This window comes from Nonomuraea sp. WAC 01424, from assembly GCF_003947315.1.
GTDB lineage: Bacteria > Actinomycetota > Actinomycetes > Streptosporangiales > Streptosporangiaceae > Nonomuraea > Nonomuraea spiralis.
In genome coordinates this window covers 451,123-473,915 of sequence record NZ_QHHZ01000001.1, presented here as the reverse complement: position 1 = coordinate 473,915, position 22,793 = coordinate 451,123, and the positions used below count along the sequence as shown (strand labels likewise).

The window sequence follows — 22,793 nt, the reverse complement described above, 5'->3', positions numbered from 1 at the left end:
GCAAATCGGGCGGATATGGCCCTGACCTGATGGGGGCCCGGAATAAAATTGTGTGGGGTGACCGCAGACGACGACGTGCCCTCCACCCTCTCGCATCTCGGCGCCCCGGTCGGGCCGATGATCCGCGTCCAGGGCGGGTCGGCCAACCGGCTGTACCGGCTCGACACCGACCAGGGGTCGTTCGCGGTGAAGGAGTTGAACCTCGTCGACCGCCGCTGGACCTACCACGTCGAGGACGTGTTCAGGTTCGAGCGGGCGGCCTTCGCCGCCGGCATCCCGATGCCAGAGCCGATCTCGGCCGGCACGCGCTCGACGTCGCGTGGACCCATGTGTCGATCGAGGAGCCGACGTCACGGGACTGGCCCGAGCTCGCCGCGCGGGCGGCGGCGACGGGACAGCCGTGGGCCGACGAACTCGCCTCCCACGTCGAGACGTTCCTCGCGATTGCCCACTTCGTCGACACCTGCGAACGGCCAGGCCCCGTCGTGCTGACCCATAAGGACATCCAACCGTGGAACCTGCTCGCTCGAGAGGGTCGACCGGTGGTGCTCGACTGGGAGCTCTCGGGGATGCTCGACCTGGCCGGTGAGCTCGGCTCGACCGCGCTGAGCCTCGCGAAGGGATCTGGCTTCGACAACATCGAGCCCAGCATCTTCCGCTCGGTCCTCGACGGCTACGTCGCGGGGGGCGGAGCGCTGCCGCCGTCGGGTCCAGGCTGGTTCGTGTTCATGATCGGCGGCTGGCTGGGGTTCACGAGGTGGAACATCCTGCGCTGCCTGGCCGGTGTCGAGGCGAGCACCGGCCCTGACCTCGCGCTGTCGCACGAGTCCGTGCGCAACGGCGTGCGCGGTCTCCCCGACATGTTCGGCCGACTTCCGGAGCTCGAGGCGCTGCTCGTGTGACAGTGACCGGCGTCTGTGCTGGGTGCGCGGCGTGACGCGCGCTCCCGATCCCACTGGGCGTTCGCCCCGAGGTGTGGACACCGGTTGTCATGCCGCGGGGGCTGCACCTGCGCAAGAAGGTGCGCACCACCGTGGCGGAACCCTCGCAGCAGAAGGTGCCCGACCTGATCCGGCGGGACTTCACCGCTCCCGCCCGGGAAGTGTGACTACGTGAATCCCGCTGGTGTGGCCGCTGGTCACCAGACATGGGAGTCGCCGGTTACTCGGCTGTGAGGCCCGCGTCGTTGAGTCGCTTGATGAGGCTGGGCTTGCCCTGGTGGCGTTCCCGGAGGTGGGTGAGGCGCTGGGTGAAGGTGCAGGCGTCCTCGTCGCGGAGGGCCAGGGCGCAGGTCGCGGAGGAGATCGACGGCTTGGTCGTATTCGCGGGGCTTCTTGGTGCCGATGGAGGTTTCCACCCGGTTCCACGCGGCTTCGAGGTCTTGGGCGAGCCGGTTCAGGTGGAGTTCCCTGGCCTGCCGTCGCTCCTGTTCCCGGCGGGCCTGTTCTTCGGCGCGCCGGGCCGCCTCCTGCTGCTCGCGTAGGTGGCGGCGGGCGGCGGAAGGTCCAGAAGTTCGGCGACCGTCCGCCCCGTCTCCACCTCCTGGCCGGTGAGGCCGGCGCCGAACTCGCGCAGTAGCTTCCACCGAACCTTCGCGCCGTCTTCCTCGGTCACCTGCAACAGCAGCGCGTCCTTGCGCTTGGCGGGCAGAGCGCCGATCCAGGCGGCCAGGGCCTCTTGATCGTGCTGTACGGGTTGCGCCTGCGGCCTGGCCTCGGCGGCGGCTGCGAGGTCGAGGATGAGGTGTTCGCCGCCTCGCATGATCCGGCCGACGTGCTGGATCACCTTTCCTTTGAACGAGATCGGCATCGTGAGGAACAGCGAGTCGAGCTGGGGCAGGTCGAACCCCTCGCCGGCGACCTTGTCGATGGCCAGCAGTACCAGCGGGCCTGCCTCGGTATCGGTCAGGCGGCGGCCGCGCGCAACTCGGCCTGGCGACGAGCCAGGCGCGCCGCGGCGCCCTTCAACCATCGGTAGAAGGTTGTGGAACGCTACGAGGTCACCGGCCGCAAGACCTGCCACCACCCGCATGCCGGCGATCTCACCCTCACCCCTCGGTCAATGGATCTGGAAGGCGCGCCGGGCCCGGCACCCCTGACTTCGGCGCGCTACTCCTGCTGGACATGACCACCCCGCGCCCCGTTGCAGACCCGTCCCCGCGACATCAGACCCGGCCCCGTCCGTACCGATCTTGCGGGGCTGTACGGTCGTCCGGACATCTGTCACTTCATCCGCCACAAGGAGCCTCTTCGAGTCGGCTTGGCGATCTCGTGGATGGAGGAGGCTTGTCGATGGAGAGCAAGGGCCTCGCCAGCAGCCGGATTTCTTGGCCGTTTCCCCCTTCGCCGCAGGGGTAGAGGTGTCCCGAGTCAGGATCTGATTGCACTGCGGTCGTCGTCGCTCCCGCAAGTCACGCTGATCGCGCCATCGAAGGGACCATGATGTCCAAGGCGCCGTCGGCCGTCCCATTGCCCGTGCCGACCGTCGCGGCCCCTCCGTCGTCTGATGTCCCGGCCGCTGTCGACATGTCGCGACGAGGGGGCGGGCGTGCGGCGCGTCCAGGTGGCAGCTCCCTCAGAGGGCAGCCGGCCGCCCCCGGTGACCGGCGATGAGTAGGCGTGACCGGTGAGCGGGACGTTCGGGCCGCCGCCGGAATGCCGAGACCCGCTGCTGACCTGGGCACTGAGTACGCCCGGGCCGGGTGGTGCGGCCGCGTACGATCAGAGCGCATTGCGGAAGGGCGTGAGCGCCCATGCCACCCAGCAGGGGCTGTCGTCGGCTCGGCGGGAAGATCTTGAACTGGCGGTGCACGAAGGTGTGGCCAACGTGTTCGATCATGGTGGTGGATCCGGGCGGGTCCGCCTGTGGCAGGCCGATGGCCTGCTGTGCTGCGAGATCAGCGATCATGGCCCCGGGATCCCGGCCCGCCACTACCAGCAGCGGGCATCGATGCCTGCCCGCGACCGTGACCACGGCCGCGGGTTGTGGCTGATGGCCGAGCTCAGCGACTCGCTCACGGTGACCACCGGCCCGGCCGGCACGACCGTCGTCATCGTCGTCCGTCTGCGGGACTGACTTTCCCGCGTCAGGTGCGGCACCGTCGTGAACGCGAGGGAGGACCACCAGGACCGCCGCACGACCACCCGCTCAGCAGTAGGCGGCGTCACCGCTGAACCGCGCCACCGAACGCGTGATCAGAGTGTGGGGTCCTCGCGGGCGGGCTGTCGGGTCCGGCCGCCTTCGTTGTCCCAACCGGCCAGGCGCTGCTCCTCCTCGGCGGTGTCGGCGGGACCGTCGTGGTCCGCGGCGGTGAGGATGTCGCCGGAGCGGGTGCGGCCTCGGCATCGGGTGGCCAGGTCGAGTGCCTTCTCGGCGGCTGCGGGTGTGGTGTCGGGTGGGATGACGAGCAGGTTGACGTGTTCGATCCCCGGGATGATGAGGTTGATCAGGTGGGGGTCGATGGTGCGGAACCAGCCCACTCTGACCTGGCGGCCGGGGGCGGCGATGCGATGCGGGATGTTGTGCCAGGTGTCGACGTGCAGGCCGACGCGCAGGACCCGCCGCTCCAGCCGCTGGTCGATGGCGGCGATCAGCGCGGGCAGTTCCGCGCCGGCGTCGTAGCCGGCGGGCCACCACGCGCCGTCCACCGCGCCGCGACGTGCGAGGTCGGGATCGAGGCTGAGCCGCACCTCCTCGGGGCCGGTCATGGGGAGGGCTCGCGGCGTCGTGCGGCCAGGCAGGCCGGGGTCGGCCAGCGCACGTCACGGGCCCAGCCGAGCCGCTCCAGCAGTCGGATCAGCCGGGCGGAGAGGTCGATCTGGCCGGGCAGCACGCCGTGGCGGGCGCAGGTGGGGTCGGCGTGGTGGCCGTTGTGCCAGCTCTCGCCGAATGACAGGAGAGCTAGTGGCCAGAAGTTCGCGGCCCGGTCTCCGGCGCGGGTCATCAGCGGCCGTTCGCCGAAGACGTGGCAGATGGAGTTGATCGACCAGGTGACGTGGTGCAGCAGCGCGATCCGTACCAGGGCGCCCCAGAAGAATGCGGTCAGCGCGCCGCGCCAGGTGCCGGTGACCAGCAGGCCGATCGCGGGCGGCAGCAGCAGCGAGGCTGCCACCAGCGGCCCGAACAACCGGTCCACCCGGCCGATGTCGGCGTCGTTGAGCAGGTCCTTGGCGAAACGTTTCCGATTGGTGAGGTCACGCCCGAACATCCAGCCGACATGCGCGAACAGCAGCCCCTTGGCCAGGCCGCGCACGCCGCTGCCGTAGCGCCAGGGCGAGTGCGGGTCGCCGTCACGGTCGGCGAAGGCGTGATGGCGCCGGTGGTCGGCCACCCACTGGATGACCGAGCCCTGCACCGCCAGGGACCCGGCCACGCCCAGACCGATCCGCAGCCACCGCTCCGCCTTGAACGCGCCATGGGTGAGATGGCGGTGAAAGCCCACCGTGACGCCGAGCCCGGTCAGGACGTAAGCCGAGGCGGCTATCGCCACGTCGGTCCAGCTCAGGCCCCACCCCCAGGCCACCGGCACGGCGGCGGCCAGCGCCGCGAACGGCACCAGCACGAACACCCACAACGCGACCATCGCCGCGAACGGTTTACGGCCGCCGATGAGCGGTGCCGCGCCGGCCCGCTCGATGACACCTGTTCCTGACGAAGCCATGCCAACTTCCTCCCCCACACGGCAGCGTCCTCTTCGCCCCCCTAGGCAGCAATTCACCTGCCCACACGCACGGACGCCACACCCGTGGTCAATACCAGGCGGATTGGGCGCACGCGTCCCGCATGAGCCCGCCACGGCCCGGACACCGCCCGCGCCCGTCAAGCCTTCTGTTCGGGTTCCTTCCCCGGAGGCACCGCCTTTGCCGGTGGTTCGGGGACCGGTCCCGCCGGGAGGGCGAGCGGGTCGTCCTTGAAGAGTTCGGGCACGGCCCGGTAGAGGATGGCGGTGATCGGCACGGCCACGACCGCGCCGGCGATCCCGGCCAGGATGCCGCCGACGGCCAGCACGATGATGATCGCCAGCGGGTGGAAGTGCAGCACCCGGCCGACGATCAGTGGTTGGAGCACGTGGTTCTCCAGTTGCTGCTCGACGATCAGGATGCCGACGAAGATCAGCGCGTAGATCGGGCCCTTCGCGCCGAGCGTGACCAGCGTCGCGACCGCGCCGGCGAAGAGGATGCCGACGATCGGGACGAAGCTGGCCAGGAAGATCAGTACGGCCAGTGCCGCCCACAGCGGGACTCCCATGACGGCCAGTACCACACCCATGAGCACGCCGTGCACCGCGGCCACGGCCACCGTGCCCTGCACGTAGTGCGACAGCGTGGTCCAGGCGGTCCGCCCGGCCCGGTCGACCCGCGGCGCCATCCGGCCGAACCCCTTGAGGAACCATGACCAGATCTGGTCACCGTCCTTGAGCAGGAAGAACGTCACGAACAGAAGGAGCACGATCGAGGCCAGCGCCTCCACCACCACCACGGTCCCCGCCAGAACCGTCGAGGTGATCTGCTGCTGCCGCTCGGTGACCAGCTTGGCGATCTCGTCCACCCAGCCGCTGAGCTGAACGGGCTTCACGTGCAGAGGGCCGGTGTAGAGCCAGCCCTCCACCGTCTTGGCCGTCTGCCTGACCTGTGTCAACAGGCCGGGGAACTCCTCATTTGCCCGCACGCCGATGATCCAGCCCGTCCCGCCCAGCACGGCGAGCGCGACGAGCATGGTGACCCAGGTGGCGTAGATCGCCCGCAGGCCCGACTCACGCAGCCGCCGGGTGAGCGGGAACAACAGCGCGGTCAGCAACAGGGCGACCGCCACCGGCAGGGCGAGGATGCGCATCGTCGCCACGAAGCCGAGCACATAGTTGGCCACGATGCCGATGACGATCAGACACGCGCACCACGCGGCCATCCTCGCCAAGATCGGCGGCACCAACCGCAACAGGCGCTCCTGAGATGAATCCACGCACGGGAAACTTCCCCACCGGTCGGAAATAGGCGCACTTCCCGGCTTCGGTAAAGGAAAGTTGAAGCAGAGAATTTGCGTCACGGGCCCGGCGGCCTGCGTGGTGCCGCGCCGGCTTGCGGTGAGCACCGCGGTGGTGAACGCCATCAGGGCGGCCAGCACGCGCGAGGTCACCTGTCAACGTCTTGGGTTCCGGGGGTGACGATGGTGGTTCGCCGATCACCGCCGTGTCCGGGCCAGCGCTTCCTGTGCCTGCGCCAGAGTGGGATGGGTGGGGAATATGCGCCCCAGCAGGCCGGTCCTGCGGAGCAGTTGCTCACATGTGCCGTGGAGGCCGATCAAGGCCAGCGCGCCGCCGTCACGGTCGATCTGCCTCCATACGCGGACCAGGCTGCTCAGTCCGGAGGAGTCGCAGAACTCCACCCCGGACATGTCCATGATCACTAGCGGTGGGTTCTGCTGCCGGCACACCTTGACCACTTCGTGTTCCAGGCGCGTGGCAGTGTTCAGGTCCAGCGCGCCGTGTATGGCCACCACCTGGCCCGGAGGCGCCGCGCGCACGCTGAGCCGCAAGGGCGGCGGGTCGTTCGACATCGGCTGCGAAGGCATCGACGCCTCCTCTCGGGAGGCCCTCTGCCCCGCGCCCGCTCTCTGATGTGTCGCGACGTCCGTCCTGTCACCGGCGCGGTCGGTACGGCCGGTCGTCATGGCTTCTCCTCAGCGGGGAGGGGTACGCGCAGGAGCAGCAGGGCGGTGTCGTCGCTGTGGTGGTCCCCGGCATACTCACTCAAGGCGGTCGTGATGCGCTCCAGCGTCTGCTCGGCGTTCAAGCCGTCGCAGCCTGCCAGGACCGCGCTGAGCGCGGTTAGCCCCCAGACGGCGTGCCCGCTGCGGCCGTGTGCTTCGGTGACCCCATCGGTGTAGAGCAGCAGCGCGTCGCCCGGCGCCAGCTCCACCTGTTCCGCGTGCAAGCCGGCGTCGGCGAAGATGCCGAGCAGCAGGCCGGCCCGGCCCGCCTCCTCCACGGTTGCGTCAGCGCGCCGGATCAGAGCGGGCGCGTGACCGCCCAGACTGACCAGCCCGCGCACGCCGCCGTCAGGGCCCGGCCGCAGCATGACGCACACCGCGGTCAGGAAGCGGTCGTTGACGCGCTGGCGGACCAGAGCGTCGTTCAGCCGGGACAGCACGGTGGCCGGCGAGGAGTGCTGGGTGGCCTCGGTCCGTACGGTGTAGCGGGCCAGCGCGGTCACCTTGGCCGCCTCCAGCCCCTTGCCGGACACGTCGCCCAGCGCCGCGCACCACCACGGCTGCCGGGTGGGAAACAGGTCGTAGAAGTCTCCCACCACGCTGCTCCCGTTGCCGGCGGGCAGATACACTGCGGCCGCGTCCAGCCACTCAGGCCGGGCGATCACCGGTGGCAGCAAGCTGTCCTGCAGCGTCTGGGCCAGCCGGTCGGCTGCCGCCCCAGAGCTCTCCAGCGCGTCGATCCGCTCATGGGCATGGTGCATCTGCCGGCGCAACTCGATCACGTCGCTCACCGCGCCGGCCAGCCTGGTCAGCGTGTCGATCTGCCCGTCGGTCCATGGGTGCGGCTGCTCGTCGAGGACGGACAGGCCGCCCAGCACCAGCCCATCAGCTGAACGCAGGGGAAAGCCGGCCCAGGCCCCCACTCTCTTGTCGCGCACGTCCGGTAGGTGTGCCAGCCTGGCGTCGCGGGTGGTGTCCTCGGCGACCAGCGGACCAGAAGTGCCGGCCAGTAGTGGGCAGGCGTCGGTGTGCAGGGGGAAACTGCGCTGTCCGAGCGTCAGCGGGCCACAGCCGACCGCGGCCTTGTAGAACGCGTGACGGGCGTCGAACAGCACCACCAGCGCCCGCCGGGTCCCGGAGGCCGAGGCCGCCAGCTCACACAGGTTGTCCAGGTCCGGAGCCGGTTCGGTGTGCATCAGCGCGGTGGCGGCCAGTGCCGCCAGCCGTGCCGGGTTGTACACCTGCACCGGCATCGGCGGCACGTCCGGCAGTATCAACGGCTTCAGCGGAGCTTTCATCGCGTGTCCGCCTCTCGCCGCCGAAGGGGCACCCTGGCGGCCCAGCCCGCAGACCGCAGCCATGTGGTCGCAGCCGGATGAGTCAACACCGTTGACGTTCTCTCAGAGTAGACAGCCATCGGCGGGCAGGGCAAGCAGAGCGATCTCGCCGCTCGGCGCGGCTAATGGTCGCTGATCAGGGCGTTCAAGGCGGCTGCCTTGTCCGCTTCGGTCGGCAGGCCGTAGCGGCGGGTGGTGTCCAACGAGCCGTGGCCGAGGAGTTCGGCGACCAGGACGGGGTCCGTGCCGTGGCGGATGAGCTGGGTGGCGAAGGTGTGGCGCAGGACGTGCGAGCTGAAGGGTTCGGTGGGGTCGTCGCCCAGGCCGACGGCGTCGCCGAGGCCGGTGATGATGTCGCGGGCAGCGCGGTCGCTCAGGCGACCGCCGCGCTGGTTGAGGAACAGCGCGGGGTGGGTGGCGGCTCCCTTCCAGCCGGCGCGGGTTGCCAGCCAGTCGGTCAGGGCCTGGCGCAGGTCGGGGTGGACGGGCAGCAGGCGGATCTTGCCGCTGTCGCGGCCCTGTCCGCGGATGCGCAGTTCGCCCTTGCCGACCGAGAGGCGCACGTCGGTCAGGTCGAGGCCGACGACTTCGGAGATGCGCAGGCCGGCGTAGTAGGGCAGCAGGGCGACGGCTTTGTCGCGCGGGGAGGCGGTGAGCTGGACGTGGCGGATGTAGCGGCGGGTGCGCCGGGCGTCCAGGACTCGGGGGCGGTGCGGCGGGAGTCGCGTTCGCGCTGGGTCTGGGGCTTGCCGAGGCCGCGGCGAGCGTAGAAGTCGTCGATGGCCGACAGGTAGGCGTCGATGGTGTTGGGAGCGCGACGGCCGTCCTTGAGGTGGCGGCGGAAGTCGCGTACCGCGCCGGCGGCCGCGACCGCATCGGTGAGCGGATCGCCGTCCAGGGCGGCGGCGTCGGCTTGGACGGCCAGCCAGTCCAGGTAGCCGCGCAGCCGGGAGGTGTACTTGGTCTTGGTGGAGTCGGCCAGCGGGGCGCGCTCAAGTGCGGCGGTGTAGTCGGCCAGGACGGCGGCGTGGGGAGCGGGGAGCCGTCCGGCCCGCGACCGGCGCGGGTTTCCGGAAGCGACTCCGGCCGGCTCCGTGATTCCCGAGGGCGAGTTTCCGGAAGTCATCCACAAAGTCTACTTCCGGAATTATGTGATTCCGGAAGTAGGGGGTAGACTGAAGGGACCGAGGACTTCTCGAGCGTTGGCACTCAGGTCTGCGTCGCCCCCGGCGAACCACCACAGGCCCCTTCGAAGGGGCCCGGATAGGTCAGCGACCATGACGCCGACACTTCTTTCTCAGCCCGCACCGCTCAGCCCCACCTCCTCCGCGATGCCTCGGGCCGATTCCGCACTACGGCTCAGTCTCCACCCGGTGCCGAATCGGCGATCGGTGGTGGACGGGGCCTGGTGGCCCTACTCCAGTGACACCGCCGCGGAATTGCCCGGTCTCATCGCTGCCGTCGACCGGCTGCTTGATCGGGTCACGCTCCGCGTCGGCGTGCATTGCGATGCGTGGCAGAACATCCCGCGCCGCATCCCGGCCCGCGGGCGGCAGGTCCGCGTCGGCTGGTTCCGCCACACCGACCCGCGCATGATCACTCTCAGCTTCGCGTCCGGCGAGCCGGTCGTCCTGCTGATCATCCCGTCAGGAACTGCCGCCGGCGCCGCCGAGGCCGTGCTCAAGCTCACCGCCCAGGACACCGCCGGCTTGACGGCCGACGCCATTCTCACTCTGGCGCACCTGCCGGCGGGCCCCGGTCCGCGTGCGTCGGCCGGCTCAGCCCGCTGGGAGAACGAGGGCGGGTCGATCAACGGGCAGAAGGCGGCCTCGTTCACGGCACGGCCAATCCTGGCGTGACCCGCGTGCCGCCTGCCGGCCGGATTGAGCGGTCCAGGCATCGCCCGTTTTCCGGCGGCGGGCCGATCTCCGGCCGGCAGGCATCTCATCCCCTTCCAGCTTCTCCACAGGAGACTTCCATGACCGTCATCGACACCGCCCCACTCGGCGAGGCGAGCGCCTCGGCGCCGACCCTCGTGCACCTGGCGGGGGACATCGACATCTTCACCACAGCTCAGCTGCGCAGGAGGCTGATCGACACTCTCGCCCACAGCACCGGCCTGCTCGTCCTGGACCTGTCCCAGGTGACCTTCTGCGGCGCCGGCGGGCTGGGCGTGCTGGTCGGCGCTCAAGGCCGGGCCCGGTCACGGGGCATCACGCTCGCCCTGACCGGCGTTCCGCCGCGCATGGCCCGGCTGCTGCACATCACCGGCCTGGGCCGCCGATTCCCGATCATCGCATGACCGGCATACCACTCACCCGCGAGCTCGCCGCGACGGCCGGCTATGACGGCAGTTCGCCTTTCCCCCGGCCTGTGACACCGGCGCGGGCCGGTATCACCCCGGCGACACTGACCGCCGCAATCGTGATCGCGCCGTTCCTCGCGCTGGGCGCCGGCATCTGGCTGGCGTGGGGAGCCGGTGTCAGCCTCACCGACCTGCTCCTGGCCGTCGTCTTCTACGTCGTGACCGGGCTGGGGGTGACGGTCGGCTTCCACCGCCTGCTGACCCACCGCTCCTTCACCGCCCGTCCGTGGCTCCGCGCCGTCCTGGCCGTGGCCGGGTCGATGAGCTTCCAGGGCAACCTGATCGACTGGGTGGCCGTCCACCGCCGCCACCACGCCTTCACCGACCGGCCCGGCGACCCGCACTCCCCCTACCGGTACGGCACCGGTCTCGGCGGACGACTGCGCGGCCTGGCCCACGCCCACCTGGGCTGGCTGTTCTCCAGCGAACCCACCTCGGCCACGACGTATGCTCCCGATCTGCTGCGCAACGACCCGGCCATGCTGCGGATCTCCCGCGCCTACCCTGCCTTGTGCGCCGCCTCCCTCCTTCTGCCGTTCGCGGCGGGCTGGGCGATCAGCGGCGGCCTTTACGGCGGGCTGACCGCGTTCATCTGGGCCGGCCTGATCCGTATCGCCCTGCTGCAGCACGTGACCTGGAGCGTCAACTCCCTGTGCCACATGATCGGTGAGCGGCCGCACAAGGCCCGCCGCCACGACCGCTCCACCGACCTGTGGCCGCTGGCCCTGCTGTCCTTCGGAGAAAGCTGGCACAACGGCCACCACAGCCAGCCCGGTTGCGCCCGGCACGGCCGCAGCGGCCGCCAGATCGATCCCTCAGCCGCACTCATCAGCCTGTTTGAACGCCTGAACTGGGCCAGCGATGTGCACTGGCAGCCCCCCGACGTCCTCGGCCACCATCGCACGGTGGCCGGCAAGCACACGCTGCGCACCAGCGCCCCGCGCCAGGGCGGAACTGAGAGGCGTTAGCCCTGGTCAGCGCGTTTGGGAGAAGCTCGTACAGCTGGGAAGAAGAACTAGTGCAAGGGGAAGGGCCTCCAGGGAAGGCATCGCGGTGACCGGTGATGGCGAGCAGATGCTGGGCGGCTTGCTGAGCGCCAGCCAACTCTCCTCAGTGGAGGATCTGCCAGGCCTGGTCGCCGAGTACGGACGGTCGGTGGGCTTCTCCCAGACCATGATCTACGTAGCCGACCTGCAGCAGCAGGTGCTGGTCCCGCTGACCGGGCAGCGTGACGTGTTCGGCGACCCGCTCGAAACGATCCGGATCGACGCCACCATGGCAGGACGTGCCTTCCGCAACATGGAGATCGTCGAGGCCCGCCACGTGCTGGATCCCGCCGCGCCCGAGACCGCGCCGACGTCGCCGGCGGGCGATGGGCCGCAGCGCCTGTGGGTGCCGTTGCTGAACGACACCGAGCGGGTCGGCGTCCTGGGAGTGACCGTGGCGCAGGGGTCGGAGAGCGTGGGGTTGCTGGCCGGCCGACTGGCTTCCCTCGTCTCGCTGCTGGTGATCAGCAAACGCCCGCACAGCGACTCCTATGCGCGCCTGGTACGCGCTCGGCCGATGACGCTGTCGGCCGAGGTGTTGTGGAACCTGCTCCCACCGCGAGCCTTCGCCGATGACAACGTGGTGGTCAGCGCCGCGCTGGAACCTGCCTACGAGGTGGGCGGCGACGCCTACGACTACGCGATCGACAGTGGCACACTGCGCGTGTCGATCTTCGACGCGATGGGGCACGACACCGCGGCCGGCCTGACCGCCACCATCGCCATGGGGGCCGGTCGCACCAGCCGCCGCCAGGGCAAGGACCTGCCTGCGACGAGCGAGGCGATCGACGCGGCGATCGACGAGCAGTTCATCGACCGCTTCGCCACAGGAGTCCTGGCCGATCTGGACCTGCGGACCGGTTGGCTGAGCTGGGTCAACCGAGGGCACCATCCGCCCTTGGTGATCCGCAAAAGCCAGCAGGTCGCCACCCTGGACAGCGTGCCCGATCCGCCGATGGGCATCTGCCTGAGCCTGTCCACCGGACTGCTGCGCTACCAGTTGGAACCCGGGGACCGGCTGCTCTTCTACACCGACGGCGTCATCGAGGCCCAGAGCCTGGACGGGCAACCCTTCGGGCTGGAGCGCTTCATCGACTTCATCGTCCGTCACGAGGCCGACGGCACGTCCGCCCCGGAAACACTCCGCCGGCTGATCCACAGCATCCTGCAGCACCAGCACGGCCGACTCCAAGACGATGCCACCGTGCTGATGGTCGAGTGGCGCACCGGGCGGCAACAGCAACTCGTCCTGGGAAAGAGCAAGATGCCAGGACCGTAGGGCGCAACAGCATGGGCACCGAACCGGCTGCACGCCGACGACCAGGTGGCCGGCCCGAACTCGTCGATGTCCGTGCTGGCGAGTTTCTGATCAGTTCGTACGTCTTGTCCCGTCTTGCGCCGAGTAGGTCGGTTGCCTTCCCAATCTTGCACGCCGCCAAGTGCGTCACCTCCCGCCGCCGACTTCTGTCTGGTGGTTGTCGTCGGCCAGGGCGGCCTCGTGCTGGAGTCGGCGCAGGTGGTTCCAAGCGCGGCGGCCGGCCGAGGAGACCGCTCCCGCGGGCCCGAGGAGTTCCGCCGTAAGACCGGCGGCGCGTCCGGCGGGCTGTGGCCGGGTGTGGCGGCCATGCCGGCGGACGTCGCCACCGCGCTCGACCGGGGCGAGATGGCCCGGGACCACCGCCTTGCCCCCGCCGATGCCGACTCCCTCACCTGGCGGCGCGTCGGCTGAACCTGGGGACGTGCCGCCGTGATCGAAGGCCGTCCTCTCCGCTGCCGTGTGGGCGGCGGCGAGGACGGGAGTCACCGGGTTCGCGTCACCATCTCGCCGATCTCGGGGAGGACGGCGTCCGCGACCGTGATCTTCCGCTCGATGAGCCCGTTGGCGTGGAACAGGTCGGCGGCGTGCTGCTCCTCGGCGACGAACTCCGTGCTGACCGGGTGCAGCCCCCACGGGCGGGTGCGCAGCGCGTGCTCCCACGCGTCGAGGTCGCCGTCGAACAGGGCCGCGGCCTCGCGCGGGCGCTCCTCCGTCCAACTGTCCGCCCGTTGCAGCGCGGTGACGATCCTGGCCAGCTCCTCCGGCCGTTCCTGGGCGAAGTCGCGACGGGTGAACCAGAGCGAGCGGTGGCTGAACAGGCCCTCGGTCTCCACCAGCGTCCGGGTGCGCGACTCGACCGGCGTCAGGTACGGGTAGGAGCCCACCCAGGCGTCCACGTCGCCGTTCACCAGCAGCTCGGCGGCGTTGCCGTAGGCGTCCACCGGGACGATGTCGCCCCACCCGAGCCCGGCCCGCTCCAGCGCCAGCAGCAGCAGGGTGGTCTGCCAGGAGCCGTGCCCGAGCGCCACCCGCCTGCCCTTCAGCTCCGCCACCGAGCCGATCGGGGAGTCGTCCCGGACCACCAGGCGGCCGTTCTCGACCCGCGGCCCCGAGATCGCCACGTACACGATGTCGTGCCCCTTGGCCTGGGCGGTGACCGGGGGCGTGGAGCCGGTGCCGATGAAGTCGTATCCGCCGTCGAACAGGTGGTCGCCGTGGGCGGACGGCAGGGCCCGGGTGGGATCGACGCGCTCGTCCCGGCCGAGGGCGTTCAGGTCCACCCATTCGACGCCGGGCAGCAGGTCCAGGTGGCGGGCCACCCAGAGCGTGTTGTTCTGCGGGAAGAAGCCGACCTTGGTGGTCATCAGGAGCGTCCTTTCAGTAGCGGCAAAACGTGGCGGCCCACGCGGCGGGCCTCTTCGAGATGGGGGATCCCGGCCAGGATGAGGGCGTCCACCCCGAGGTCCAGTAGCCGGTCGAGGCGGTCGGCGACCTGGTGGTAGTCGCCGACCAGGCCGAAGGCCGGGCCGTCGCGCAGCCGGCTGAACCCGCCCCACACGTGGGGAGCGACCTCCAGGGCGCGGGGGTCGTCACCGGCTCCGGCGAGGAAGGCGCGGCTGCGTCGCACGCCGACGGAGTCGCCCTCGCCGGCGTCGCTCTCGCGCGGCCGGGCCCGCCAGCCGGCCTCGATCTCCGCCCACGCCTCCTCCTCGCTCTCCCGGGCCAGCAGGTCCACCCGCACGGCGAACCGGGGCGGCGTGGCACTGTGCGCGCGCACCGCGTCGAACTTCTCCTCCAGTGCCTCGAACGGCTCCAGCCAGGACAGGTAGTAGTCGGCGTGCCGGCCGGCGGCGTCGATGGCGGCGGGGGAGGAGCCGGAGAAGAAGATCTCGGGGAACGGCTGCCCGGCCAGCTCCTCCGGCAGCCCGGCGTTCTCCACCTGGTAGAAGCGGCCCCGGTGGGTGTGCCCGCCCTGCCAGACGCCCTTGAGCACGTCCAGGAACTCCGAGGTGCGCGCGTAGCGGTCGTCGTGGTCCACCTTGTCGCCCCACCAGAGCTGCGCCGGGCCGCCGCCGCCAGAGATGACGTTGTAGACGATCCGGCCGCCGGTGGCCCGTTGCAGCGTGGCCGTCATCCGGGCGGCCTGGACGGGGTGCAGGAAGCCGGGCTGGAAGGCCACCATGAAGCGGTACGACGTGGTCTCGCGGGCAAGTGTCGCGGCGGCGGCCCACGGGTCGTCGGTGTGCGGGAAGTTCGGCAGCAGCCCGCCGGTGAAGCCGCTGTCCTCGGCGGCCCTGGCGACCTCGGCCATGTAGTCGGCGTGGCTGTAGCCGTCGTCCCGGCCGTCCCTGGTGCCGGGGGCGGTGCCGCCGGGGGCGAAACCGCCTCGGCTGCGGACGCGGCGGCGCAGCGAGGGCTGGTCGCCCTCCATGTGAATGCGCCAGTAGATGTCAACGGTCAACAGACCGCTCCTTCACGTGCTCGCCGAGGCGGTAGACGTCCTCGGTCTGGAGGAAGAACTCGGTGACGCCGAGCGCGGCGTACTCGTCGGCGGCCTCGATCGAGGGCAGGTGCACGCCGTAGCGCAGGCCGGGCAGCTCGGGGACGAGGGCCGCCAGGTCGTCACCGGCCGCGAAGACGTGCACGTCGGCGTGGCGGCGCGACAGCTCCAGGGCCTCGGGCGAGACGCCTGACAGGTGCACCTCGGGAAAGGGCGGGGACGACAGCGGCGCGCCGAAGCCGCCCTTGACCACCTCGTAGAAGTTCCCGGCGAAGTCGAACGGGCCGCCGCCCCAGACGCCCTTGGCCACGGTGAGGAACTCGTCGGCGCGGGCGAACCGGGCGGCGCCGGTCAGGAAGTCGCCCTGCGCCCTGGCCACGGCCGGGTCCAGATCCACCGCGAGCCGCCAGCCGAGCCGTCCGGCGGAGAAACGCTGCAGGGACGCCGAGAGCTTGGCCGCGTAGACCGGGGCGGCCACGGCCGGGTGGAACTCGGCCACGACCCGCAGGTGGCGGGTGCGGCGCAGGGCGTTGGCGGCAACGGCGAGAGATTCCTGGCCGGTGGGGTCGAAGGGCGAGAGCGCGCCCGCCCACCCGGACAGGTCCGCGGCGACGGCGGCCCGCCCGGCGGGGTCGGTGAGCGCCGGCCGCACGTCGGTGAGGAAGCCCGGCAACGGGGTGGGGTCGGGGCTCCGGGTGGGCAGGGCCAGGTGGAAGCGGCCGGTGCGGTGCGCCGTCATGCCGCCGCCCCCAGCGGGACCTCTTCCAGCAGGGCGTCGATGCGCGGGAGCAGCTCCCCGGCCAGCGGCTCGATCTGGGTGTCCAGCACGAACAGGCCGCGCGTGACGTGCCGCGCGCCGAGCACGCTCAGCACCGGGCGCAGGGCGTAGTCCACGGCCAGCAGGTGGGCCGGGGTGCCGCCGGTGGCGATCGGCACCACCGTCTTGCCGGCGAACGCGCCCTGCGGCAGGACGTCCAGGAACGCCTTCAGCAGCCCGGTGTAGGACGCCTTGTAGATCGGGGTGGCGACGACGATCGTGTCGGCCGCGGCTACCTGCGCGGTGGCGCGGGCCAGCTCGGGATGGGCGGTGTCGCCGCGCAGCAGGGCCTCGGCGGGCAGGTCACGAAGGCACAGTACGGTGGCGGGCCGGTCCAGCCGCCCGGCCAGGTGGTCGAGCAGGCGTACGGTGCGCGAGGCGGCCGATGGGCTGCCGGAGATAAGCAGGACGGACATGTCAGATCTTTCCTAGGGGTTCAGCGGAAACGGGCGGCGTCCGGGTCGGCCGCGGCGACTGGCCCGTCTCGTCGAGGAAACCGGGCGGCGGCAGGTGGTATGGCGGCTCGGCGCCGGCCGGCAGGAGCGCGGGCTCCCGTTCGCGGGAGTCGAACTCCGCGCTGACCGCCGCCAGCGTCTCGGGCTGCTCGACCAGCGTGACCGCCGCCGTGGCCAGGTAGCGGGCGGCGGCCAGCAGCCCGGCGTGTGCGATCGGGGTGCCGGTCGCCGCGGTGGCCGCCCATGAGTGCAGGGGCACCCCGAGCGGCACCACGGCTGCGACCAGGCTGAGGTGCGGCGCCGTCCAGCTCACCTCGGAGGTGTCGCTGGACGGGCCGCCGAGGTCAGGACCGGCGGGCGGGCGCAGCGGCAGCACCTCGCCGGCCAGGCCGGCGGGCGAGCGGCCGATCGCCGCCTGCAGCCGCCGCGCGAACGCATGGTCGGCGTCGGTGAACGCCGGCGGCCCCAGCTCGCTCATCGTGTGGTGCAGCAGCTCGGCGCCCGCCCGGTTGCCGAGCCCCTGCCTGATGGCGGTGACCAGGCGGTGCTCCAGCCGGGTCCCGCTGCCGGCGGCGGCGGCGTGGGCGCAGGTCACGACCTGGTCGTAGAGGGTCCTGGCGGCGGCGGCCGTGGACTCGCGGACGTAGACCCAGACCGTCTGCAGGTCGGGGGTGACGTTGGGGGCGCCGCCGCCGCTGATCGTGTAGCTGACGCGGCCGGAGGGGGAGACGTGGCCGGCGCGCAGGCGCTCGACCATCTCCGTCAGCAGCAGCGCGCCGTCCAGGCCGCTGCGGGTGCCCAGCGGGTTCGAGCCGTGGCCGGGCGAGCCGAGGAAGGAGAACGTGGCCGAGTACAGGGCGCTGGTGACGTCCCAGCCAGTGCCGGTGACGGGGGCGGGGTGCCAGTCGAGGAAGGCGTCCAGCCCGTCGTAGGCGCCGTCGCGCACCGCGTACGCCTTCCCGACCAGGTGCTCCTCGCCGGTGGACGCGAACACCTTGATCGTGGCCCGGCTCCCCAGTGCCGCGGCGGCGGCGATGGCCCCGCCTGCCGACGCCGCCGCCAGGGCGTTGTGGCCGCAGCCGTGGCCGGGGCCGTAGGCGGGGGCGTACTCGTCGCCCTCGAACGCGACCGGCTCGTGCCGGGCCGCGCCGGCCCGCTGGGACAGGCCGGGCAGGGCGTCGTACTCGACGTTGAAGCCCAGCACCGGCCCGCGGTCGCCGTGGGTGGCGACGAACGCGGCAGGCAGGCCGGCCGTGCCCCATGTGATCGTGAAGCCGTGCGCGCGCAGGAGCGCGGCGGTGGCCAGCGCCGAGCGCCATTCGCGCAGCGACGGCTCGGCGTAGGCCCAGATCCGGTCGGCGAGCCCGGTCAGCGCGGCGGCGTTCTCGGCGATCCAGCCCGCTGCCGTCATGGCCCCGCTCCCGGGCGCCGTCATGGCGCCGCTCCCGCGTGGGCGTCCACGCCGAGGTCGGCGAGGAGCCGGCGGCGCAGCTCGACGAAGTCGGGGTCGGTGCGGTCGCGCGGCCGGTCGAGCTCGACCCGCACATCGGTGACGAACGTGCCCGCGCGCAGCACCGCGATCCGGTCGGCGAGCAGGATCGCCTCCTCCACGTCATGTGTGACCAGCACCACGGCCGGGCGGTGCCGGGCGCACAGCTCGGCGATCAGGTCCTGCATGTGCAGCCGGGTCAGGGCGTCCAGCGCGGCGAACGGCTCGTCGAGCAGCAGCAGCTCCGGCTCACGTACCAGGGCCCTGGCCAGCGCGACCCGCTGGGCCTCGCCGCCGGACAGCGTCGCGGGCCAGGCGTCGGCATGGCTGCTCAGCCCCACCTCGGCCAGGGCCGCCAGGCCCTTGGCGCGGGCGGCGCGGCCCTGCCCGATGATCACGTTGGCGAGGGCGCGCTTGGACGGGACGAGCCGCGGCTCCTGGAAGACGACGGTGCGCACCGGCGGCACCAGCACGCTCCCGCCGCCGGCCGCGTCCAGCCCGGCCAGGATGCGCAGGAGCGTGGTCTTGCCGGTGCCGCTCGCGCCGAGCAGCGCCAGGAACTCGCCGCGCCGCACGTCCAGGTCCACCCCGTCGAGCACGGCCCGCTCGCCGAAGACCTTGCGCAGCCCCCGGGTGCGTACGGCGAGGCTCATCGGATCGTCACCGCCCTGCGCCAGGGCATCGTGACCCGCTCGGCCAGCCGCAGGGCCAGGTCGGCGGCGAGCCCGATCACCGCGTACAGCAGCACGCACAGGGCGAGGATGTCGGTGCGCAGGTAGTCGGTGGCCCGGGCCATGAGGTAGCCGAGCCCGGCCGTCACGTTGATCTCCTCGGCGGCGATGAGCGCGATCACGCTGAGCGTGGTGGACAGCCGCAGCCCGGCGAAGATCGACGGCAGCGCGCCCGGCAGCACGACCTCGCGGGCGATGGCCAGCCGGCCCAGTCCGAACGAGCTCGCCGCCTCAACGACCTTGCGGTCCACGTTGCGCACCCCGCTGGAGACGTTGATGTACATGGGGAACGTGCAGGCCACCCCGATCAGCAGGATCTTGGACGCCTCCTCGATCCCGAACCAGACGATGAACAGCGAGGTCAGCGCCAGGAACGGGATGGCGCGCAGGGCCTGCATCGAGGAGTCGACGAGCTCCTCGCCGAGCCGGGTGAAGCCGGAGGCGACGCCCAGCGCCAGCCCCGTGGAGGCGCCCAGCAGCAGGCCGAGCCCGGCCCTGGTGACCGACACGCGCAGCGCCTCGGGGAGCTGGCCGTCGGCCCACAGCTCGCCGAAGGTGTTGACGACGTCCTGAGGGCCGGCGAGCACGTCCTGGGTGAGGGCGCCGGTGGCGGTGGCCGCGTACCAGGCGGCGAGCAGCAGGACGGGGCCGGCGGCGCGCAGCGCGAGCGTGACGGCCGGGTGACGGCCGGACGAGCGCGGCGGCTGGGGCGCGACGAGCCCTTCGACGCCGGCCTCCGCGTGAGTGGCCACGCTCATGACCGCGCGCTCCCGAGCGTGTTCACGTCCACGACGTGCTGGGAGACGTCCAGCGGCGCGGTGAGCACCTTCTGGTCGAGGAAGAACCTCGCCACGTCCTGATATTTCATGATTTCGGCGGCGGTGACCGCCTGGACGGGCCTGCCCTTCTTCTGGATGCCGGCCACGAGCTCCTTCTGCTCGCCCTGCACGGCCTGCGGGCCGGTCTGGGTGAAGACGTTCAGGTACGCCGCCGGATCGGCGATCTCCTTGGCGCTGCCCTCCTTGATGAACGCGAACAGCGCCTTGACCACCTCGGGATGTTCCTGCAGCAGCTTGTTGGCGGCCACGTAGATCACGTAGTTGTCCGACTTGATCGCCTCGCCGTCGGCCAGGACGCGCGCGCCCAGATCGGTGACGGCGGGGATGAGGAAGGTGGAGAAGGTGGACCAGGCGTCCACCTCGCCCGAGCCGAAGACCGGCGCGGTCTGCGGCGGCGGGAGATAGACCCGCTTGACCTTCTCGACCGGCACGTCGAACGTCTGCAACGCCTTGAGCAGTAGGTACTCGCTGGTGCCGCCGTGCCCGACGGCCACGCTGCGCCCGGCCAGATCGGCCACGGACCTGATCGGCGAGTCCTTCTTCACCACGATGCCCTCCCCGGCCAGGTCTGGCGGGACGGTGGCGAAGATCTTGAAACTGGGCTTGACGGCCAGCGCGGTGACGCCGGAGGTGATCGAGCCGGTGGCGATGTCGAGCGAGCCCGCGTTGATGGCCTGGGCGGCCGGGGCGAACACGGAGAAGTCACCGGCCCACTTGACCTTGGCGTTGACCTTGGCCAGGGCCGCGTCCAGGCTGCCGTCCTTCTTCGCGACGGCCAGGAAGCCGCTGTTGCCGGGGTCGGAGATGCGCACGACGACCTGCTCTTGGCCGGCGGTGGTGGTGGTGTCCGGGCCGCCGCAGGCCGTGGCCAGGAGGGCGAGCGGAAGGGCGAGCAGCAGCTTACGCATGGGTGACTCCTTGGAGCGGGGTGTGGTCGGCCCAGGCGGCGACGTCCACGGGTGATTCGAGGAAGCCGTGGCCGCGCAGGAAGCGCTCCTGCTCGGCCAGCAGGTCGAGGCGTTCGGCGGACAGGTCGAGGTGGAGCGAGGCGCCGGGGCGGTAGGCCGCGGCCACGCCGGTCGCGCCGGCGCCGGTCTCCGCGCCCAGGATCCTGGCCACCTCGGACGGGTGCGCGGCAGCCCAGTCCGCGGCGCGCAGCAGGACGGCCAGGAAGCGGGTGACCACCTGCGGATGCTCGTCCAGCAGGCGCTGGTGGACGGTGATCGGGCGGGGGGTGCCGTTGTTGATCCGCGCGCGCCGGTCCGGCACGGTGTCCAGGTCGATGCCCACCTCCGCGCCGTGGCGCAGGGCGGCCTCGACGGCGAGCGCGCCCTTGACGTAGACCGCGTCCACCCGGCCGGCGGCCAGCGCGGCCAGCTCCGCCTCCCACTGGCCGCCGCCTGGCTCGGCCTCGACGTCCACCAGTTCGGCGTCACCGAGCCCGAGCCCGGCCAGGGAGAGCGCGCCGTGGAAGCCGCGCAGGGCCATGGCCCGCCAGAAGTCGATGGCGATGTGATGCCGGGGCGCCGCCAGCCGCAGGCCCTTGAGCTGCTCGGGGCTCTCCAGGGCGGTGCCGCCGCGCACCAGCACGACCTGCCGCTCCTCGATCCAGGTGAGCCCGATGAGCCTGGTCGCCTCGCCGCGCGAGCGCGCCCACAGCGCCGGCACGTTGCCGCCCTCGCGGAACAGGCCGGTCAGAGCGTGGGTGTAGTGGGTCTCGCGGGGCACGCCGGGGTCGTCGTCCTGCAGCGAGCGGACCTCGATCCCGTCGCCGGCGAACTCTCCCGCCAGCCAGCCCTGGTCGGCCGCGATGCCTGTGGCGGTGGGGACGGGACAGCGGGTGAACCAGATGGCGTCGAGTGCGGCTGTGGTCATGAGGCAGAGTTTGCTAGTAAATTGGTAGGGAATGCAAAGATTGTCCCGCGATGCGGGAAACGTTCCCGGCTGGACCGGCTCTTACCTGGTCCCCGATCTCCCTACTCGGAAGGCGGAGTTTCCCGCATGGCAACAGACGACAGTGTCCAGTCGGTGCGCAGGGCGATCGGCCTGCTCGGCTGCTTCGGGGGCGGTGACGCCTCACTCGGCCTGTCCGACCTGGCGCGCAGGATGGGGCTGTCCACCTCGACCACCCACCGCCTGGCCAGGACGCTGGCCGCCACGGGCTTCCTGGAGCAGGAGGCGCGCACCGGCCGCTACCGGCTGGGGCCGTCCATCACGGAGCTGGGGCAGCTCTCCTTCCACCGGCGCGGCCTGCACCGCATCGCCCCCGAACTGGCCGAGCTGGCCCGCATCACCTCCGCCACCGTGGACCTGGCCGTCCGCAACGACCGGCACGCGGTCATCCTGAGCGGCGGCTCGCTCAACCCTGACAGCGGCGCCGGGCTGCGCCGCCCCCTGCACTCCACGGCGCTGGGCAAGGTGCTGCTGGCCTGGGACCCGGAGGGCAGCGCCGACCTGGAGGCGCTCGGCCCATTGCCGGCGCTGACCGGCCGCACCATCGTGGACCACGCCGAACTGCGCGAGGAGCTGGTCCGCGTGCGCGAATCCGGGTACGCGCTCAACGACGGGGAGTCGGGCGACGGCATCCGCACCGTCGCGGTGCCGGTGCTCGACCGGCACAACCACGTCCGCTACGCGCTGGCCGTGCGCTCCACGCCGCTGGTCATCAGCGACGCGCGGATCGACTGGTTCGCCGCGCACGCGCGGGCCTGCGCCCGCGCGCTGGAGGTGCTGCTGATCCCACCGGCCGAGCGCCGCCTGCGCCCCTCCGCCTGAGTCACGCCTTCCGCCGGCTCCTGCCGCAGCAGGCGGCGCCGTACCGGCCGGGGGCGGTGTAGGGGTTGCGGTCGAGCACCTCGCCCCGCTCGGCCAGGTCCAGCAGGCGTCGCTGGCCGGCGGCGGCGTCGCGGACGACGGGGGTGGCGCGGACGACGGGGGTGGCGCGCAGGCCGAACTCCAGCGGCGGATGCGCGCGGCCGCGTCCCTCGGGCGGCGGGCCGCGGCCGCACGGTGGAGCCGGTGACGCGGAAGTGCTCGCCGTGGTGGGTGACGTCCTCCTCGGTCCACAGCCGGCGCACGATCCGCAGGAACTCCCGGGTACGGGCCCGGTCGGCCGCGTCGTCGCCCCGGTGGCCGGGCCGGGCCTGGTTGGGGTTGTACCAGAGCAGTCGGGGGCTCATCCGCCGCCCCTC

Annotated in this window: 25 protein-coding genes and 1 pseudogene; 8 read left to right on the top strand and 18 right to left on the bottom strand. The window is 71.7% G+C overall.

What is annotated here, in order from left to right; translation table 11 throughout:
* The first annotated feature begins 329 nt into the window (after nt 1–329).
* A complete protein-coding gene (locus tag DMB42_RS02175) occupies nt 330–902 on the top strand; it encodes a phosphotransferase (protein WP_396980727.1) in 573 nt (190 codons plus the stop codon).
* A gap of 493 nt (nt 903–1,395) precedes the next feature.
* Here the strand turns inward: DMB42_RS02175 and DMB42_RS52925 are convergent, their stop codons facing one another.
* Nucleotides 1,396–2,031 carry a hypothetical protein gene (locus tag DMB42_RS52925; protein ID WP_185844425.1) on the bottom strand — a complete coding sequence of 212 codons (636 nt, stop codon included), beginning with the start codon at nt 2,029–2,031 and terminating at the stop codon, nt 1,396–1,398.
* Nucleotides 2,032–2,625: 594 nt separating this feature from the next.
* On the opposite strand from DMB42_RS52925, the gene DMB42_RS02160 reads away from it, so the two are divergent.
* A complete protein-coding gene (locus DMB42_RS02160) occupies nt 2,626–3,075 on the top strand; it encodes an ATP-binding protein (protein WP_221761977.1) in 450 nt (149 codons plus the stop codon).
* Nucleotides 3,076–3,194: 119 nt separating this feature from the next.
* Here DMB42_RS02160 and DMB42_RS02155 read toward each other — a convergent pair whose 3' ends face one another.
* The 7 genes from DMB42_RS02155 to DMB42_RS54725 form a co-directional block, all read right to left on the bottom strand.
* On the bottom strand, nt 3,195–3,707 hold the full coding sequence (locus DMB42_RS02155; RefSeq protein WP_125630020.1) for a DUF5994 family protein: 513 nt from the start codon (nt 3,705–3,707) through the stop codon (nt 3,195–3,197).
* Nucleotides 3,704–4,660 (bottom strand): acyl-CoA desaturase, encoded by a 957-nt coding sequence (locus DMB42_RS02150; protein WP_125630018.1) that lies wholly within the window; start codon nt 4,658–4,660, stop codon nt 3,704–3,706. Before DMB42_RS02150 ends, DMB42_RS02155 begins: the two co-directional genes overlap by 4 nt.
* Before the next feature lie 158 nt (nt 4,661–4,818).
* Nucleotides 4,819–5,904: an AI-2E family transporter gene (locus DMB42_RS02145; protein WP_185844424.1), complete on the bottom strand. Its 1,086-nt coding sequence runs from the start codon at nt 5,902–5,904 to the stop codon at nt 4,819–4,821.
* A 273-nt stretch (nt 5,905–6,177) separates the two neighbouring features.
* Nucleotides 6,178–6,567: an STAS domain-containing protein gene (locus DMB42_RS02140; RefSeq protein ID WP_185844423.1), complete on the bottom strand. Its 390-nt coding sequence runs from the start codon at nt 6,565–6,567 to the stop codon at nt 6,178–6,180.
* Between the two features lie 95 nt (nt 6,568–6,662).
* Nucleotides 6,663–8,003 (bottom strand): PP2C family protein-serine/threonine phosphatase, encoded by a 1,341-nt coding sequence (locus tag DMB42_RS02135; RefSeq protein ID WP_185844422.1) that lies wholly within the window; start codon nt 8,001–8,003, stop codon nt 6,663–6,665.
* A 161-nt stretch (nt 8,004–8,164) separates the two neighbouring features.
* Nucleotides 8,165–8,662 carry a tyrosine-type recombinase/integrase gene (locus DMB42_RS02130; protein ID WP_396981088.1) on the bottom strand — a complete coding sequence of 166 codons (498 nt, stop codon included), beginning with the start codon at nt 8,660–8,662 and terminating at the stop codon, nt 8,165–8,167.
* Entirely contained in the window at nt 8,611–9,168 is a 558-nt protein-coding gene (locus tag DMB42_RS54725; protein WP_260477432.1) for a hypothetical protein, read from the bottom strand. The genes DMB42_RS02130 and DMB42_RS54725 overlap by 52 nt, the downstream gene beginning before the upstream one ends.
* Nucleotides 9,169–9,319: 151 nt before the next feature.
* Between DMB42_RS54725 and DMB42_RS02125 the strand changes: the two genes are divergently transcribed.
* From DMB42_RS02125 to DMB42_RS02105, 5 genes are all read left to right on the top strand, one after another.
* Nucleotides 9,320–9,901 carry a DUF5994 family protein gene (locus DMB42_RS02125; protein WP_125630009.1) on the top strand — a complete coding sequence of 194 codons (582 nt, stop codon included), beginning with the start codon at nt 9,320–9,322 and terminating at the stop codon, nt 9,899–9,901.
* A gap of 119 nt (nt 9,902–10,020) precedes the next feature.
* Nucleotides 10,021–10,344 carry an STAS domain-containing protein gene (locus tag DMB42_RS02120; RefSeq protein WP_125630007.1) on the top strand — a complete coding sequence of 108 codons (324 nt, stop codon included), beginning with the start codon at nt 10,021–10,023 and terminating at the stop codon, nt 10,342–10,344.
* Nucleotides 10,341–11,375, top strand: a complete 1,035-nt coding sequence (locus tag DMB42_RS02115; protein WP_125630005.1) for an acyl-CoA desaturase — start codon at nt 10,341–10,343, stop codon at nt 11,373–11,375. Before DMB42_RS02120 ends, DMB42_RS02115 begins: the two co-directional genes overlap by 4 nt.
* Nucleotides 11,376–11,460: 85 nt before the next feature.
* Nucleotides 11,461–12,732, top strand: a complete 1,272-nt coding sequence (locus DMB42_RS02110; protein ID WP_221761976.1) for a PP2C family protein-serine/threonine phosphatase — start codon at nt 11,461–11,463, stop codon at nt 12,730–12,732.
* A gap of 192 nt (nt 12,733–12,924) precedes the next feature.
* Nucleotides 12,925–13,182 (top strand): hypothetical protein, encoded by a 258-nt coding sequence (locus tag DMB42_RS02105; protein WP_125630003.1) that lies wholly within the window; start codon nt 12,925–12,927, stop codon nt 13,180–13,182.
* Nucleotides 13,183–13,253: 71 nt separating this feature from the next.
* On the opposite strand, the gene DMB42_RS02100 is transcribed toward DMB42_RS02105, so the two are convergent.
* From DMB42_RS02100 to DMB42_RS02060, 9 genes are read right to left on the bottom strand one after another with little or no spacing between them, the layout of a single operon-like run.
* Entirely contained in the window at nt 13,254–14,135 is an 882-nt protein-coding gene (locus DMB42_RS02100; RefSeq protein ID WP_125630001.1) for an ABC transporter substrate-binding protein, read from the bottom strand.
* On the bottom strand, nt 14,135–15,232 hold the full coding sequence (locus DMB42_RS02095; protein WP_125629999.1) for an LLM class flavin-dependent oxidoreductase: 1,098 nt from the start codon (nt 15,230–15,232) through the stop codon (nt 14,135–14,137). Before DMB42_RS02095 ends, DMB42_RS02100 begins: the two co-directional genes overlap by 1 nt.
* A complete protein-coding gene (locus tag DMB42_RS02090; protein WP_125629997.1) occupies nt 15,222–16,010 on the bottom strand; it encodes an LLM class flavin-dependent oxidoreductase in 789 nt (262 codons plus the stop codon). Before DMB42_RS02090 ends, DMB42_RS02095 begins: the two co-directional genes overlap by 11 nt.
* A complete protein-coding gene (ssuE, locus tag DMB42_RS02085) occupies nt 16,007–16,504 on the bottom strand; it encodes an NADPH-dependent FMN reductase (protein ID WP_125629995.1) in 498 nt (165 codons plus the stop codon). The genes DMB42_RS02090 and ssuE overlap by 4 nt, the downstream gene beginning before the upstream one ends.
* 1 nt (nt 16,505) lies before the next feature.
* Nucleotides 16,506–17,954: an amidohydrolase gene (locus DMB42_RS02080; RefSeq protein ID WP_125629993.1), complete on the bottom strand. Its 1,449-nt coding sequence runs from the start codon at nt 17,952–17,954 to the stop codon at nt 16,506–16,508.
* A gap of 20 nt (nt 17,955–17,974) precedes the next feature.
* Nucleotides 17,975–18,685 carry an ABC transporter ATP-binding protein gene (locus DMB42_RS02075; protein ID WP_125629991.1) on the bottom strand — a complete coding sequence of 237 codons (711 nt, stop codon included), beginning with the start codon at nt 18,683–18,685 and terminating at the stop codon, nt 17,975–17,977.
* Nucleotides 18,682–19,521, bottom strand: a complete 840-nt coding sequence (locus tag DMB42_RS02070; RefSeq protein WP_125629989.1) for an ABC transporter permease — start codon at nt 19,519–19,521, stop codon at nt 18,682–18,684. Before DMB42_RS02070 ends, DMB42_RS02075 begins: the two co-directional genes overlap by 4 nt.
* Complete coding sequence (locus tag DMB42_RS02065; protein ID WP_125629987.1) at nt 19,518–20,510, bottom strand: ABC transporter substrate-binding protein; 993 nt, start codon at nt 20,508–20,510, stop codon at nt 19,518–19,520. Before DMB42_RS02065 ends, DMB42_RS02070 begins: the two co-directional genes overlap by 4 nt.
* Nucleotides 20,503–21,477, bottom strand: a complete 975-nt coding sequence (locus DMB42_RS02060; protein ID WP_125629985.1) for an ABC transporter substrate-binding protein — start codon at nt 21,475–21,477, stop codon at nt 20,503–20,505. The genes DMB42_RS02065 and DMB42_RS02060 overlap by 8 nt, the downstream gene beginning before the upstream one ends.
* 126 nt (nt 21,478–21,603) lie before the next feature.
* Here DMB42_RS02060 and DMB42_RS02055 point away from each other — a divergent pair, with 126 nt between their 5' ends.
* Complete coding sequence (locus tag DMB42_RS02055) at nt 21,604–22,377, top strand: IclR family transcriptional regulator (RefSeq protein WP_125629983.1); 774 nt, start codon at nt 21,604–21,606, stop codon at nt 22,375–22,377.
* A gap of 179 nt (nt 22,378–22,556) precedes the next feature.
* Here the strand turns inward: DMB42_RS02055 and DMB42_RS56275 are convergent.
* Nucleotides 22,557–22,781 (bottom strand): annotated as a pseudogene (locus tag DMB42_RS56275) (LLM class flavin-dependent oxidoreductase); the annotation flags it as partial.
* Nucleotides 22,782–22,793: the final 12 nt, after the last annotated feature.

What these genes read in the sequence shown, in the direction of transcription:
- DMB42_RS52925 (WP_185844425.1), bottom strand. Translation starts at nt 2,031, where the DNA reads ATGCGGGTGGTGGCAGGTCTTGCGGCCGGTGACCTCGTAGCGTTCCAC.
- DMB42_RS02155 (WP_125630020.1), bottom strand. Translation starts at nt 3,707, where the DNA reads ATGACCGGCCCCGAGGAGGTGCGGCTCAGCCTCGATCCCGACCTCGCA.
- DMB42_RS02150 (WP_125630018.1), bottom strand. Translation starts at nt 4,660, where the DNA reads ATGGCTTCGTCAGGAACAGGTGTCATCGAGCGGGCCGGCGCGGCACCG.
- DMB42_RS02145 (WP_185844424.1), bottom strand. Translation starts at nt 5,904, where the DNA reads ATGGCCGCGTGGTGCGCGTGTCTGATCGTCATCGGCATCGTGGCCAAC.
- DMB42_RS02140 (WP_185844423.1), bottom strand. Translation starts at nt 6,567, where the DNA reads ATGCCTTCGCAGCCGATGTCGAACGACCCGCCGCCCTTGCGGCTCAGC.
- DMB42_RS02135 (WP_185844422.1), bottom strand. Translation starts at nt 8,003, where the DNA reads ATGAAAGCTCCGCTGAAGCCGTTGATACTGCCGGACGTGCCGCCGATG.
- DMB42_RS54725 (WP_260477432.1), bottom strand. Translation starts at nt 9,168, where the DNA reads ATGACTTCCGGAAACTCGCCCTCGGGAATCACGGAGCCGGCCGGAGTC.
- DMB42_RS02125 (WP_125630009.1), top strand. Translation starts at nt 9,320, where the DNA reads ATGACGCCGACACTTCTTTCTCAGCCCGCACCGCTCAGCCCCACCTCC.
- DMB42_RS02120 (WP_125630007.1), top strand. Translation starts at nt 10,021, where the DNA reads ATGACCGTCATCGACACCGCCCCACTCGGCGAGGCGAGCGCCTCGGCG.
- DMB42_RS02115 (WP_125630005.1), top strand. Translation starts at nt 10,341, where the DNA reads ATGACCGGCATACCACTCACCCGCGAGCTCGCCGCGACGGCCGGCTAT.
- DMB42_RS02100 (WP_125630001.1), bottom strand. Translation starts at nt 14,135, where the DNA reads ATGACCACCAAGGTCGGCTTCTTCCCGCAGAACAACACGCTCTGGGTG.
- DMB42_RS02090 (WP_125629997.1), bottom strand. Translation starts at nt 16,010, where the DNA reads ATGACGGCGCACCGCACCGGCCGCTTCCACCTGGCCCTGCCCACCCGG.
- ssuE (WP_125629995.1), bottom strand. Translation starts at nt 16,504, where the DNA reads ATGTCCGTCCTGCTTATCTCCGGCAGCCCATCGGCCGCCTCGCGCACC.
- DMB42_RS02080 (WP_125629993.1), bottom strand. Translation starts at nt 17,954, where the DNA reads ATGACGGCAGCGGGCTGGATCGCCGAGAACGCCGCCGCGCTGACCGGG.
- DMB42_RS02075 (WP_125629991.1), bottom strand. Translation starts at nt 18,685, where the DNA reads ATGAGCCTCGCCGTACGCACCCGGGGGCTGCGCAAGGTCTTCGGCGAG.
- DMB42_RS02070 (WP_125629989.1), bottom strand. Translation starts at nt 19,521, where the DNA reads ATGAGCGTGGCCACTCACGCGGAGGCCGGCGTCGAAGGGCTCGTCGCG.
- DMB42_RS02065 (WP_125629987.1), bottom strand. Translation starts at nt 20,510, where the DNA reads ATGCGTAAGCTGCTGCTCGCCCTTCCGCTCGCCCTCCTGGCCACGGCC.
- DMB42_RS02060 (WP_125629985.1), bottom strand. Translation starts at nt 21,477, where the DNA reads ATGACCACAGCCGCACTCGACGCCATCTGGTTCACCCGCTGTCCCGTC.
- DMB42_RS02055 (WP_125629983.1), top strand. Translation starts at nt 21,604, where the DNA reads ATGGCAACAGACGACAGTGTCCAGTCGGTGCGCAGGGCGATCGGCCTG.